This window comes from Rhodopseudomonas infernalis (assembly GCF_022271405.1).
Lineage (GTDB): Bacteria > Pseudomonadota > Alphaproteobacteria > Rhizobiales > Xanthobacteraceae > Rhodopseudomonas > Rhodopseudomonas infernalis.
Genome location: NZ_JAJNAL010000037.1, coordinates 12806 through 26252, shown reverse-complemented (window position 1 = coordinate 26252; position 13447 = coordinate 12806). Strand labels below are relative to the sequence as shown.

14 protein-coding genes are annotated in these 13447 nt (G+C 65.9%); 6 read left to right on the top strand and 8 right to left on the bottom strand.

The window, feature by feature from the left end:
* The first annotated feature begins 29 nt into the window (after positions 1 to 29).
* Both LPW26_RS20395 and LPW26_RS20390 read left to right on the top strand, forming a co-directional pair.
* Entirely contained in the window at positions 30 to 845 is an 816-nt protein-coding gene (locus LPW26_RS20395; RefSeq protein ID WP_238737459.1) for an enoyl-CoA hydratase/isomerase family protein, read from the top strand.
* A 28-nt stretch (positions 846 to 873) separates the two neighbouring features.
* Positions 874 to 1503: a trimeric intracellular cation channel family protein gene (locus LPW26_RS20390; protein WP_238737458.1), complete on the top strand. Its 630-nt coding sequence runs from the start codon at positions 874 to 876 to the stop codon at positions 1501 to 1503.
* A gap of 10 nt (positions 1504 to 1513) precedes the next feature.
* Here the strand turns inward: LPW26_RS20390 and LPW26_RS20385 are convergent, their stop codons facing one another.
* The 7 genes from LPW26_RS20385 to LPW26_RS20355 form a co-directional block, all read right to left on the bottom strand.
* On the bottom strand, positions 1514 to 2137 hold the full coding sequence (locus LPW26_RS20385; RefSeq protein WP_238737457.1) for a single stranded DNA-binding domain-containing protein: 624 nt from the start codon (positions 2135 to 2137) through the stop codon (positions 1514 to 1516).
* Positions 2138 to 2194: 57 nt separating this feature from the next.
* Positions 2195 to 3052 carry a shikimate dehydrogenase gene (locus LPW26_RS20380; protein ID WP_238737456.1) on the bottom strand — a complete coding sequence of 286 codons (858 nt, stop codon included), beginning with the start codon at positions 3050 to 3052 and terminating at the stop codon, positions 2195 to 2197.
* Positions 3049 to 3327, bottom strand: coding sequence for a helix-turn-helix domain-containing protein (locus tag LPW26_RS20375; RefSeq protein WP_238737455.1), 279 nt, complete (start codon positions 3325 to 3327; stop codon positions 3049 to 3051). Before LPW26_RS20375 ends, LPW26_RS20380 begins: the two co-directional genes overlap by 4 nt.
* 104 nt (positions 3328 to 3431) lie before the next feature.
* Entirely contained in the window at positions 3432 to 5498 is a 2067-nt protein-coding gene (locus tag LPW26_RS20370) for an elongation factor G (protein ID WP_238737454.1), read from the bottom strand.
* A gap of 184 nt (positions 5499 to 5682) precedes the next feature.
* A complete protein-coding gene (locus LPW26_RS20365; protein ID WP_238737453.1) occupies positions 5683 to 6150 on the bottom strand; it encodes a DUF992 domain-containing protein in 468 nt (155 codons plus the stop codon).
* A 264-nt stretch (positions 6151 to 6414) separates the two neighbouring features.
* Positions 6415 to 6936: a DUF992 domain-containing protein gene (locus tag LPW26_RS20360; protein WP_238737452.1), complete on the bottom strand. Its 522-nt coding sequence runs from the start codon at positions 6934 to 6936 to the stop codon at positions 6415 to 6417.
* Positions 6937 to 7076: 140 nt separating this feature from the next.
* Positions 7077 to 8279 (bottom strand): pyridoxal phosphate-dependent aminotransferase, encoded by a 1203-nt coding sequence (locus tag LPW26_RS20355; RefSeq protein WP_238737451.1) that lies wholly within the window; start codon positions 8277 to 8279, stop codon positions 7077 to 7079.
* 195 nt (positions 8280 to 8474) lie between these two features.
* Between LPW26_RS20355 and LPW26_RS20350 the strand changes: the two genes are divergently transcribed.
* The 4 genes from LPW26_RS20350 (at position 8475) to LPW26_RS20335 (ending at position 12111) form a co-directional block, all read left to right on the top strand.
* Complete coding sequence (locus LPW26_RS20350) at positions 8475 to 9722, top strand: glycosyltransferase family 87 protein (protein ID WP_238737450.1); 1248 nt, start codon at positions 8475 to 8477, stop codon at positions 9720 to 9722.
* A 164-nt stretch (positions 9723 to 9886) separates the two neighbouring features.
* Positions 9887 to 10540 (top strand): glutathione S-transferase family protein, encoded by a 654-nt coding sequence (locus LPW26_RS20345; RefSeq protein ID WP_238737449.1) that lies wholly within the window; start codon positions 9887 to 9889, stop codon positions 10538 to 10540.
* Complete coding sequence (locus LPW26_RS20340; RefSeq protein ID WP_238737448.1) at positions 10509 to 10850, top strand: hypothetical protein; 342 nt, start codon at positions 10509 to 10511, stop codon at positions 10848 to 10850. The genes LPW26_RS20345 and LPW26_RS20340 overlap by 32 nt, the downstream gene beginning before the upstream one ends.
* 85 nt (positions 10851 to 10935) lie before the next feature.
* Positions 10936 to 12111 (top strand): PQQ-dependent sugar dehydrogenase, encoded by a 1176-nt coding sequence (locus LPW26_RS20335; RefSeq protein ID WP_238737447.1) that lies wholly within the window; start codon positions 10936 to 10938, stop codon positions 12109 to 12111.
* Between the two features lie 6 nt (positions 12112 to 12117).
* Here the strand turns inward: LPW26_RS20335 and LPW26_RS20330 are convergent, their stop codons facing one another.
* Complete coding sequence (locus LPW26_RS20330; protein ID WP_238737446.1) at positions 12118 to 13440, bottom strand: TRAP transporter large permease; 1323 nt, start codon at positions 13438 to 13440, stop codon at positions 12118 to 12120.
* Positions 13441 to 13447: the final 7 nt, after the last annotated feature.

The window sequence follows — 13447 nt, the reverse complement described above, 5'->3', positions numbered from 1 at the left end:
ACAAAGAAAAATAATCGGAGGACACCCCAATGACCGACACCCAGCGCGCAACGCAGGCCGCGACCAGCGAAGTGCTGTACGCCGTCGAGGACCACATCGCGACGATCACGCTGAACGCGCCGGAGCGGATGAATACGATCTCCGGGCCGATGCTCAACCGGCTGGCGGCGGTGCTGCTCGAGGCCAATCAGGACCCCGAGGTGCGCTGTGTGATCCTCACCGGCAACGGCCGGGCGTTCTGCGCCGGGCTCGACCTCACCAAGGAGCGCGGCGACGAGGGCCTCAGCGCGGCGTCGTCGCCGACCACGCTGGATCTGCGCAACACTCCGCCGACCGTGCTGCAGGGCATGGACAAGCCGACAATCTGCGCCGTCAACGGCGGCGCGGCCGGCTACGGCATGGACACCGCGCTCGGATGCGACATCCGCATCATGGCGGAATCCGCCAAGCTCGCGGCGGCTTTCGTCAAGCGCGGCGTCGTGCCGGAATCCGGTGGGACGTGGTTTCTGCCGCGGATGATCGGCTGGGCCAAGGCGGCCGAACTGATCTTCACCGGCCGCACCCTGTCGGCGCGCGAGAGCCTCGACTGGGGCCTCGCCAACGAGGTGGTGCCCGACGCCGAGCTGATCGGCCGCGCCCGCGCCGTGGCGAAGGAAATTGCCGGCAACGCGCCGCTCGCCGTGCAGGCCGCCAAGCGGATGATGCGCATCGGACTCAACGAAACCTTCCCGGACCACGTCCACCACGTGTACTTGCAGCTGCTGCCGCTGTTCAAGACGCAGGACATGAAGGAAGGTATCGCGGCCTTCATGGAAAAGCGCGAGGCGAAGTTCGTCGGCAGGTAGCGGCCGGCGACCAATCGGAGACGCCGGCATGTTCGAGACCGTCACGACGCTGCTCGACTGGCTCGGCGTCGTGGTGTTCGCCGTCACCGGCGCGCTGGTGGCATCGCGCAAGCAGATGGACATCGTCGGCTTCGCGCTGCTCGGCACCGCGACCGGCATCGGCGGCGGCACGCTGCGCGATGTGCTGCTCGGGCTGCCGGTGTTCTGGATTGGCGAGCCGGCGTATCTGGTTGCCTGCGTGCTGGTCTCCGGCGTCGTGTTCTTCACCGCGCACATTCCGCACTCCCGCTACCGGGCGCTGTTGTGGCTCGATGCCGTCGGGATGGCGCTGTTCGCGGTGATCGGCGCCGAAAAGGCCCTGCTCGCCGGCGTCAACGGCATCGTGGCGGTCGCGATGGGCGTCGTCACCGCCACCTTCGGCGGCATCATCCGCGATCTGCTCGGCGGCGAAATCCCGGTGATCCTGCGCCGCGAGATCTACGTCACGGCGGCCCTGCTCGGCGCCGCGACGTTCGTGATCTCGATGGCGTTCGGCGTATCACGCGAACTCAGCACCGGCGCGGGGTTCATCATCGCGCTGCTCGTCCGCGCCGCGGCCTTGCAGCGCGGCTGGTCATTGCCACGCTACCGGCCGCGGCCGGGTCAGGGTGATAACTGACCGCGCCCGTTTACATCGGCGGCGTGAGGCCGTCGCGGCCGACCGCGATGCGGCTGGTCTGGAACGAGCCGTCGGGAAGTGTCTTGCCGAACGCGATGATTTTGGCGCCCTGCTTAAGATCGGACTTGTCGGCCGGCACGTAGGTCACGACCTGGGTCTTGGTCGTGACGGTGATGACCTTCTCGCCGCCTTTGTATTTCACCGTCACGGTGCTGCCGTCGTTGCTGGCGACCGACTGATCGACGGTGGCATTGGTCATCGTGCTGTTCGGGCCGAGGTCCCAGGCCCGCGAGCCTTCGCCGGTGCCGCGCATCGATTCCGGGAAGATGTGAATTTCGACCGCGTTGTGGGCGCCGTTCGGACCGGGCACGGTGGTGGCGCCGATGAACGAGCCGGGCTTCACATCGGACAGCGCGACCGGCGCGATGCCGGCGACGCGCAGGTCGGGCTGCAAAGTCAGCTTGACGTCCTGCCCGCTGCGCGACTTCACCGCGAGGCTATCGCCGTCGACGCGCTCGATCTCGCCGCGCACCTTGGTGGGCGTCGGCGATTGTTGGGCCAGGGCGGAGGAAACGGACAGTCCGAGCAGAGCCATGGCGACGAGCGGACGGGTGACAGAAAAACGGAACGACATCGACGAGTTCTCCAGCAAGCCCCGTGATGGAAATGCTGTCGACCGCGTCTTATTCATTCACGTGTGCGCGAGCAGATCGGCCTCAATCAATTCGCGCAGCTCGGCGCTGACGTGGGGCCGTGCGCCAAACCAGAGTTCGAAGCCGCGCACCGCCTGATGCAGCAACATGCCGAGGCCGTCGGCGGTGCGCAGGCCGCGGCCACGCGCCTCGGTGAGCAGCTCGGTTTGCAGCGGCACATAGACCAGGTCGGCGACGACCGCGTCGGCCGGCAGCGGCTCGAGGTCGAGATCGAGCGACGGTTGGCCCTTCATGCCGAGCGACGTGGTGTTTACCAGAAGGCCGGCGCCCGGCAGCGCCGCGGCGGCCTCGGTCCAGGCGATCGGCGCGACGCGGTCGCCGAACAGCTCGGCCAGAGCCTGCGCCCGTTCGATCGAGCGATTGGCGAGCGCGATTCGCTTGATGCCACGCTCCAGCAGGCCGAACAGCACGGCGCGCGACGAGCCGCCGGCGCCGAGCACCAGTGCCTGCTCGGTGCGGTCCCAGCCCGGCGCGCTGGCGTCGAGATTGCCGATGAAGCCCTCGACGTCGGTGTTGGTGGAGCGCAGCACGTCGCCGTCGTAGTACAGCGTGTTGGCGGCGCCGACCGCGCGGGCGCGCTCGTCCGGCTGCGTCAGCTGCAGCGCGCGCTCCTTGTGCGGGATGGTGACGTTGGCGCCGCTGTAGCCGTGCGAGCGCAGGTTCAGCACGAATTCGGCAAAGCCCTCGGGCGGCACGGATTCGATCGAGTAGCCGCCCGGAATGCCGAGCGTGCGCAGCCAGTAATGATGGATCAGCGGCGATCGCGAATGCGCCGCCGGCCAACCGATCAGGCAGGCCGCGGTGTGGCCCTCGCCCGGATGCTCGGGCGGCGTCACGGCTCGTCCCTTCCAGCCGGCGCTGGCGTCGCGTGCTTCATCCGCACGCCGCGGCCGCCGTCTTCGCTGCGGGCGTGTTCGCCGATCAGCTCGACGCCAGCGCGGTTGAGCGCGTCGACCACCCGGGTCAGCGACTCGACGATGCCGCGGACGTTGCCGCCACTGGCCTCCATACGCTGGATGGTCGGCACCGACACGCCGGCGAGCTTCGCCAGCTCGCGCTGATCGATCCCGAGCAGCGCCCGCGCCGCACGCATTTGAGCCGAAGTGATCAAGTGAGCCTTCCAATTCCGGTCCGCTTATCGGCTACCCTAAATATGAAACGGCTTCAATGATGCTTGGCACATCATTGAAGCCGTTTCGTCTCGTCGCAAATGGATCAGGCGGCGACCTGGCGGTGCGCCGCGATGATCTGGTCGGCAGTCCGACCGGTGACTTCGGCCATATGGTCGAAACTGCGGGTGAAACTGCCGGCCCCGGCGGTCGCCGAGCGCAATTCCACGATCAGGTCACCGATCTCCGCCTCTGGCATGGTGGCGCGGACCATGTCCCAGCCCTGCCAGCCTTCGCGGGTGTCGAAGCCGAGAATCTGACCGCGCCGTCCGGACAGGATGGCGTTGACCTTGGCGGTGGCGTCGGTCGGGCAGACGATCTCGACCGTGTGGATCGGCTCCAGCAGCACCGGCTGGCACTGCGGCAGCGCCTCGGTGATCCCGATCCGCGCCGCGGTGCGGAACGCCTGATCCGAGGAGTCCACGCTGTGATACGAGCCGTCGGTCAGCGTGACGTGGACGTCGACCACCGGGAAGCCGAGCGGCCCCATCCGCAGCCCGTCGGCGGCGCCCTCCTCGACCGCGCCGATGTAGTTGCGCGGCACCGCGCCACCCACCACCGTCTCGGCGAACACGAAACCTTCTCCGCGTTGCAGCGGCTTGACGTCGAGCACGACGTCGCCGAACTGGCCGTGGCCGCCGGACTGCTTCTTGTGCCGTCCTCGCTGAGTAACGGCTTTGCGGATGGTCTCGCGATAGCCGATCGCAGGCGGATGCGACTTGACGCTGACGCCGTAGCGCTCCTTGAGCCGCTCCAGCGCGACGCGCAGATGCATCTCGCCCTGCCCCCACAGCACGATGTCGTGGGTCTGCGGATCGTGGATCACGGTGAGCGACGGATCCTCCTCGCTCAGGCGCTGCAGCGACTGGCCGAGCTTGACGTCGTCCTTGCGATCGGCGGCGGCAAGCGCCATCGCCAGCACCGGCGGCGCCGCACTGACATCGGCGAGCGACGCCGGCGCGGCCTTGCCGGTGGCGAAGGTGTCGCCGGTCCTGATCGCATCGAGCTTGCCGAGTGCCACGACATCGCCGGCACCGGCGGTCGAGCGCTTGCTGTCCGCCCCGCCATTGACGGCGTGGATGCCGGAGACACGCGCCGATTCGCCGTTCGACGACAGCACGGTGTCGCCGTCGTTCAGCGTTCCGGCAAACACGCGGGCGAGCGACAGCTTGCCGCCGTGTTGCAGGTGGTTGGTCTTGAACACGTAGCCGACCGCCTCCTTGGCGGTCGCGACTCCCAATCGCGTCGCCGTCTCAGTGACGTCGGGCGCCTCATGGCGGAGCGCCTTGAGAAGACGCATCACGCCGTTCTCGCGTAATGCCGAGCCGAGCAGCACCGGACAGATCAGCCCGTCGCGTAGCTCGCGGGCGAGGTCGTCGAACACGGCGTCGCGCGGCGGCGGGATATCTTCGAGCAATTGCTCCATCAGCGCGTCATCGTGATCGGCCAGCTTTTCCAGCATCGAGAAGCGGGCTTCCTTCTCGCGATCGAGATCGCCGCCTTCGAGCGCCATCACTTCGGACGGTTTATGCTCGCGATAAACGAAGGCTCGCTCCAGTGCGAGGTCGACGTAGCCGGCGATCAGATCGCCATTCCAGATCGGGATCTGGCGCAGCACCAAAGGAATGCGCGAAGCCGGCTGCAGGCTGTCGAGAACTTCGCGGATGCGTTTGGTCGCGCGATCGATCTTGTTCAAGAACAGGAAGCGCGGAATGCCGAGGTCTTCGAGTTCGCGCAGGATCAGTTGCAACTGCGGCAGCTTGCGTTCGTCAGCCTCACATACCACGATGGCGGCGTCGACAGCGGGCAGCGCGGCGCGCATGTCGTGCGCGAATTCGACGGAGCCCGGACAATCGAGGAATGTGTAGCTCTCTCCCATGAACTGCGTAGTCGCCGCGGTGAGGCTGAGCCCCATCCTGTGTTGTCGCGCCTCGGGCGTGGAGTCGCCCACCGAGGTGCCCGCGTCGACCGAACCGACACGCGGCACCGCGCCGGTGCGCGCCAGGATCGCTTCGAGCAGTGTGGTTTTTCCGCTTTGGAAGGGGCCCACCAGCGCGATGCACCGGGGACCCGATTGTTTAGTATTTGGGGAACTTTTGACGTCTTGTCCCATCGCCGCCTCCTTCTTCTGGAGCTCGGCCCGTGATTGGGTCGGCAAGACGGGATGCTTCCGCAACATACGACGCTTGGCAAGGCCGAAAAATTACGGTGCTTGCAGCATCGGCTTGAGCAGGATCAAGGACAGCCACAAATCATCGCTGCGGCGCAGTTTCGTTGCGCCGCAGCGATGCGATTAGTTAGCGGCCGGGGCGCAGCTCGAGCTCCTGCAGGCCGACCGCGACGTTGACGCCGGTCTGGCCCTGCAGGCTGAGCGGCTGCAGCGCGATCGAATTCGACGAGCCGCCGACCAGCACGTTGGCGCCGGCGCCGACGCCGATCGCCGCCGAGCCCTGAGCGCCCGCGTAGTTGCCGGCGAGATCGCCGGCGCCGAAGCGCTCGACCGGCGCGAACACGGCCCAGGCGAGCGCGGTCTGCTCGGTGATGCCGATATCGAGACCGATCTTGCGGACGGTCGCGACATACGGCGTATCGGGCCGGCCGTTGACGCGCAGCACGCAGCCCAGATTGGTGACCGAGCCGACGATGAAGCCCATGCTGGCGCCGCCGCGGCATTCCAGCACGCCGACCTGCACGCGACTCTGAGCGTGAGCAGCGCTGGCAATCAGGGAGGCGGCGACAGCGAGCAGAAGCGAAAAGCGGCTCATAAGAGTTTTCTCCGGTTAGCGAGATACAGACAGATTGCAGATGATTTTCGGATAGTTTTCCGAGATCGCGCTTCGACAGTGCCGCAGATCGACACGATGCAGCCGGCGCGGGCCAGCCGCGCGCAGAGCGCAGCGCTGTGCATCTAGTCACAGCATCGGCGAGTCTTCAATGACAGTTCCCGTGCGTCTAAACCGCACGCGACTGAAACAAAAAGGGCCCGCACGAGGCGGGCCCTTCGTCACAGCGCTGTTGCGCCGAACTGATCAGCGATGATGCCGATGGTGACGCTTGTGCTTGCGATACTTGCGCGGCATGTCGACCGGACGGAGCTGAACGTCGACGATACCTGCGGTTGCGTTCAGGCCGGTCTGGCCCTGCAGGCTGAGGGGCTGCAGCGCGTAGGCATTGCCCGAGCCGCCGACCAGCAGATTGCCGCCGAAGCCGACGCCGAACGAGGCGTTGGCGCCGACGCCGCCGAAGCTGCCGGCGAGGTCACCACGGCCGAGCCGGTAGGTCGGCGCATAGACCGCCCAGGCGAGGCCGGTGTTCTGGGTGAAGCCGAGGTCGACGCCGATGCGCTGAAGCGTGGCGACGTAGGGCTCGGGCCGACGGCCTTCGCTCTTGAACACGCACTGAAGCTGGGTGGTCGAACCGACGACGTAGCCGACGTTCGGGCCGCCTGCGCATTCGAGCACGCCGACCTGCAGCCGCTGCTGCGCGTTCGCGCTCGCGACGGACGCGATCAGGCCGAGGGCCGCGACACCGAACAGTCTTGAGATGGACATTGAAAGCAACTCCGCATTTCCAGGATTAAAGATGCGAGGCGACAAGAAGGAACTGTCTTGGCCAAAACAAGGCAGTTGCAACACACCGGAATGAATCCAGTGAATCTTGCCGATTTGTAATGAACGCGCGGTTGGTGCGTTCAGCGCAGGTTGCCGCAGAAGCGCTGGATGCGCTTGCAGGCGTCTTCGAGATCCGACGTCTTGGTCGCATAGGAGATGCGGAACGCCGGGCCGAGGCCGAACGCCGAACCTTGCACCACCGCGACGCCTTCGGCCTCGAGTAGCTCGGTGACGAAGTCCTGGTCGTTCTCGATCTTGTTGCCGGACGGCGCCGTCTTGCCGATCGCGCCGGCGCAGGACGGATACACGTAGAACGCGCCTTCCGGACGCGGGCAATCGATGCCGGCCGCCTGGTTGAGCATCGACACCACGAGATCGCGGCGCTCCTTGAAGATCTTGTTGTGCGCGGCGATGAATTCCTGCGGACCGTTGAGCGCCTCGACGGCTGCCCACTGCGCGATCGACGACGGGTTCGAGGTCGACTGCGACTGGATCGTCGCCATCGCCTTGATCAGTTCCGCCGGGCCGCCCGCATAGCCGATGCGCCAGCCGGTCATGCAATACGACTTCGACACGCCGTTCACTGTCAGGGTGCGATCGAACAGCTTGGGCTCGATCTGCGCCGGCGTGGTGAACTTGAAGTCGTCATAGACGAGGTGCTCGTACATGTCGTCGGTCATCACCCAGACGTGGGGATGCTTGACCAGCACGTCGGTGAGAGCCTTCAGCTCTTCGCGCGAATAGGCGGCGCCGGTCGGGTTCGACGGCGAGTTGAGGATGATCCACTTGGTCTTCGGCGTGATCGCGGCTTCCAGCGCACCGGGCTGCAGCTTGAAGCCGAACTCGGCGGTGCAGACCACCGGCACGCTCTCGCCACCGGCGAGCGCCACCATCTCCGGATAGCTGACCCAATACGGTGCCGGGATGATCACCTCGTCGCCCGGATTGATGGTCGCTATCAGCGCGTTGTACAGCACCTGCTTGCCGCCGGTGCCGACGATGATCTGGTTCGGCTTGTAGGTCAGGCCGTTCTCGCGCTGAAACTTGTCGATGATCGCCTGCTTCAGCTCGGGAATGCCGTCGACCGCGGTGTACTTGGTCTTGCCGGCTTCGATCGCATGGATCGCTGCAAGCTTGATGTTGGCCGGCGTGTCGAAATCCGGCTCGCCGGAGCCGAGCCCGATGACGTTGCGGCCCGCCGCTTTGAGCTCACGTGCCTTGTCCGTGACCGCGATGGTCGCGGACGGCTTCACACGATCGAGCGCGGTCGACAGGAACGACATCGTTTTCTCCTTGCAGCCGTCATGAGCCGGCGGAAGGCGCGACTCTTCGATTTCTGACGGGGATGGTCCTACACTAAGGGGCGGCACGTTGCATCGCAAGAAGCTTGCGCCGGACTGGCCAAGATGCCGGCAGGTTCAGGAAGGCTTAAAGCGCCACCGCTAGGGTGAGCCTGCCTCCCACCCGCGCGAGCCCAAATGTCTCAACTCTGGCAGCACTTTGCCACCGGCCGCTGGCTGACCCGCGAGCGGCTTCGGGTGTACAGCCTGCTGATGGGTAGCATGTGCGTGGCCGGGATGATTGGCTGGGTTGCGCTGTCGGACGGGCTGATCGACCGCAACGGCAAGCCGCTCGGCACCGACTTCTCAAGCTTCTACGCGGCCGGCTCGATGGTGCTCGATGGCAAAGCCACCGAGGCCTACGACGCCGCCGCCCATTACGCCCGCCAGCAGCAGCTGTTCGGCGCCGCGACGCCCTATTACGCCTGGCCGTATCCGCCGTTCTTCCTGTTCATCGCGGCACCGCTGGCGCTGCTGCCCTACTGGCTTGCGCTCATGGTCTGGCAGGCGGCCAGCTTCGCGCTGTATTTGACGGTCATCGGCACGATCCTGCGCCGTGTCCGCGCCGGAGTGGCCGCCTCGTTATGGCTGCCAGCCGCGGCGGCGTTTCCGGCGGTGTTCGTCAATCTGGGCCATGGCCAGAACGGATTCCTCACCGCAGGCCTGTTCGGCGCGGCGCTGTGCCTGCTGCGCGGACAACCGCTCCTGTCCGGGGTGATGTTCGCCATGCTGGCGTACAAACCGCAATTCGCCCTGGTCATTCCGCTGGCGTTGCTGGCCGGCGGACGATGGCGAACCATCGCGGCCGCGGCCGCCGCGGTCGCGGGTCTTGTCGCGGTGACCACGCTGACGTTCGGCTTCGAGATCTGGCCGGCGTTTGCGGCCTCGGCCGACATCTCCCGCAAGGTACTGCTGGAGCAGGGCGAGGTCGGCTTCGAGAAGCTGCAGAGCGCCTTCGCAGCGGTGCGGATGTGGGGAGGCAGCGTTTCGCTCGCTTATGGCGTGCAAACCACGCTCTCGATCACGGTGATCGTCGGCGCCATGTGGGTGTGGCGCACGTCCGGCGATGCCGCCGTCAAGGCGGCCGTGCTGGTGCTCGCCACCCTGCTGGCCTCGCCCCATGTGCTCGATTACGATCTGATGCTGCTCGGCCCCGCCATCGCCTTCATGGTGAGCGCCGGGCTCACGGGCGGCTTCCGATCGTACGAGATCTCGCTGCTGGCCGCGGCCTGGGTCACACCGTTACTGGCGCGAAGTGTCGCCGGTGCGATCGACGTCCCGCTGGGGCTACTGATGACGCTCGCGCTGTTCGCGCTGGTCATCCGCCGAGCGATCCAACGGCCCGCCGAGACGAACGAAGTTCACCACCACATCGCGGAGGTGTGACCGGGTCGAGATCGCTGTTGCAAGCGCCGCAATTGATGCAACGCAGCAGGATGCTGGAGTTTTTCCAGCCCCGGGGTCTTGCGAGCCGCCGTCATCGGCATCATTGTTTGGCCGCGTTCGGGTCGGCAGATGCCCGGACGACGAAGGCGAGCGAAACGACCGAGATGTACAAGCTCTTTTCGATGCAGCGCTCCGGCAACAGCTACAAGGCCCGCCTCGCTCTGGCGTTCCTGGACGCTCCGTATCGCTGTATCGAGGTCGATATCCTGCGCGGCGAAAGCCGGACGCCGGACTTTCTCGCCAAGAACCCCAGCGGTCAGGTGCCGCTATTGGAAGTCGCACAGGGCCGCTATCTGGCGGAGTCCAACGCGATCCTCTGGTATCTGGCCGTCGGCACCTCGCTGGCGCCGGACACGCGGATGGACCGCGCCGAAGCGCTGCAGTGGATGTTCTTCGAGCAGCACGCGCTGGAGCCGAATATCGGCTCGGCGTATTTCTGGCTTTGCCTGGTAAAGGGCGGCCGCGATCTGCAGACCCACGCGCTGGAAGACTGGCTCGAGCGCGGCTACGCCGCGCTGCAGGTCATGGAAAATCACCTGAAGACCCACGATTACTTCGCCGCCGGTCAGCTCACGATCGCCGACATCGCATTGTACGGCTACACCCATGTGGCCGACCAATGCGACTTCGACCTGTCGACCTTCCCGTCGGTCAACGCCTGGCTGAGGCGGGTGGAACAGACTCCAGGGTTCGTCACAATGGACTGGACGCCCGCCCCGGCGCCGCATGACCACGCGAATTTCGCCGCCGAAGCGTAACGGAAGCCGCTGCAGACGCTCATTTTGCCGTCTTTTCGACATGATCGGCTTGCAGGCGCCGCATAAACGCCTGCAATCGCTGAAAAATTCCGCTTGCGCGGTGATTCGCCGCGATTGCGAGGATTTGGTCATGTCTCGGTCATCCGGTCACGAGGCCGGCTTTGTTCCGCGTACGACGCCATTTGGCTCACTTCGGTTGATGCGCGCCGTTGCGGCGTCGCTCGCCGCTGCCGTGGTCGTGCTCGGCGTCATGTTGTTGCTGGCCGTCGTCTCGACCCAGTCGAGCATGGCGATGCCGTTCGCAATCTGAGCTCCGCTCTCGAACAACCGTACAGCCGGCCGGGAACGGCAGCGCTCGTGCTGCATCTGCTTTAATGATGCGTGGAGGGGCTGCGATGAAAGCGCTGCTGGTCTGGGTCTCCGGTTCGCTGACCGCGGCTACCGTGATCATTGCGTCGTTCCTGATCGCCACCAAGAGCAGCGGCGAGCCGACCTCGTTTACCTCCTCCGCTGGGCCGCTGGCGGTGAGGACTTTCGCCGAGAATCTGTCCTATCCGTGGGCCTTGGCGTTTTTGCCGGAAGGCCGTCTACTGGTAACCGAGCGGCCCGGACGAATGCGCATTGTGTCGTCGCAGGGCGCGCTGTCGCCGCCTGTCATGGGCGTGCCGAAAGTCTGGGCCGCCGGACAAGGCGGCCTGCTCGACGTCGTCACCGACAAGGAGTTCGCCGCCAACCGCACCATCTACTTCTGCTATTCGGAGCGTGCCACTGAAGCAGGACGCAGCGGCGGACGCACCGCCGTGGCGCGGGCGGCTTTGGTGGACGGCAACGCGCCGGCGCTCGACGCCGTCAAAGTCATCTTCCGCCAGGACGGGCCGTTGTCGAGCGGCAACCACTATGGCTGCCGGATCGCGCAAGGTGCCGGCGGCAATCTGTACGTCACTCTCGGCGAGCATTTCAGCGGTCGCGACGAGGCGCAAAATCTCGGCAATCACCTCGGCAAGATCGTCCGGATCGCCCCCGATGGCAGCGTGCCGAGCGACAATCCATTGGTCGGCCGCGACGGCGCAAAGCCGGAGATCTGGAGCTTTGGCCACCGCAATCCGCAGGCGCTCGCCTTCAACCCCGCCGACGGCAAGCTGTGGGAGATCGAGCACGGCCCGCGCGGCGGCGACGAGGTCAACATCATCGCGGCCGGCAAGAACTACGGCTGGCCTGTGATCGGCTACGGCATCGACTACTCGGGCGCCAAGATCCACGAAGCGACGGCGAAGCCCGGCATGGAGCAGCCGGTCAAATACTGGGTGCCGTCGATCGCGCCGTCCGGATTGGCGTTCTACACCGGCAAGCTGTTTCCGAAGTGGAACGGCAGCCTGTTTGCCGGCGCGCTTGCCGGCAAGATGCTGGTGCGGCTGTCGCTGTCCGGCGACAAGGTCACCGCCGAAGAGCGGCTGCTGCAGCCGCTGAACGAACGTATCCGCGACGTTCGCCAGGGACCCGACGGCGCGCTGTGGCTGCTCACCGACAACGCCGCCGGCCGCATCCTGCGCGTCACGCCAGCGAGCCAGTAACGCGTATCAGCGCGGCATCCCGAAGAACAGGTTCGGGAAGAACAGCGCGATCTGCGGCAGCATGATCACGATCAGCACGCCGAGGAACGTCACCAGCGCGTACGGGATGACCGACCAGTAGATGTCGCCCATGCTGACTTCCGGCGGCGCCACCGCTTTCAGATAGAACAGGTTGAAGCCGAACGGCGGCGTCATGTAGCCGATCTCCATCATCATGATGAAGACCACGCCGAACCAGACCGGATCCCAGCCATAGAGCTGCACCACCGGCATGAACACCGGCAGCGTGATCAGCATGATGCCGACCGGATCCAGCACCATGCCGAGCAGCAGCAGCACGGCCAGGATGAAGATCAGCGCACCCCACTCGCCACCCGGGACCTGCGAAACCAAATGGTTCATCAGTTCGTTGGCGCCGAGCGTCGTATACGCGGTCGAGAAGGCGTGCGCGGCGAACAGGATCCACATGATCAGCGCGGTGAGCCGCAACGTCTGCGTCGCGGAATCCGACAGCACGGCGAACGACAGCTTGCGATGCACCGCCGACGCGATCAGCGCGCCGAACACGCCGAGCGCCGCCGCTTCGGTCGGTGTCGCGAACCCGCCGAAGATCGAGCCCAGCACCAGCAGCACGATCAGGATCGGCAGCGCCACGGCCTTCAACGTGCTCAGCTTCAGGCGCCAGTCGCCGCGCTCCTCCGGCGGCAGCGCAGGCGCCAGAGACGGCTGCAGCCAGGCGCGCACCACGATGTAGACCGTCACCAGCACGACCAGCAGCATGCCGGGGCCGATGCCCGAGGCGAACAGCCGGCCGACCGAGACTTCGGTCAGCATCGCGTACAGCACCATCAGGATCGAGGGCGGCACCAGCACGCCCCAACCACCGCCGGCATTGATCGCGCCAATCGCGAGCCGCTTGTCGTAGCCGCGCTCCAGCATGCGCGGCAGCGCGATCGCCCCCATCGTCACTACAGCGGCGCCGCTGATGCCGCTCATCGCTGCGAAAATCGCACAGATCAGCACGGTGCCGATCGCCAGCCCGCCGCGCATCGCACCGAACCAGACGTGCATCATCCGGTAGAGATTCTGCGCGACGCCGGACTTTTCCAGCAGCATCGCCATGTAGACATACATCGGGATGGCGATCAGCGTGAAGTTCGTCATCGAGTCCCAGAATTTGGACGCGACGATGTAGAAGCCGACCGGCCCCATGGCGAAATACAGGAAGATCACCGAGATGCCGCCGAGCGTGAACACCAGCGGCGTGCCGATGAACAGAAACACCAGCAGCGAACCGAAGAACAGGAAGGTCAGAAGCTCGACAGACACGAGATCG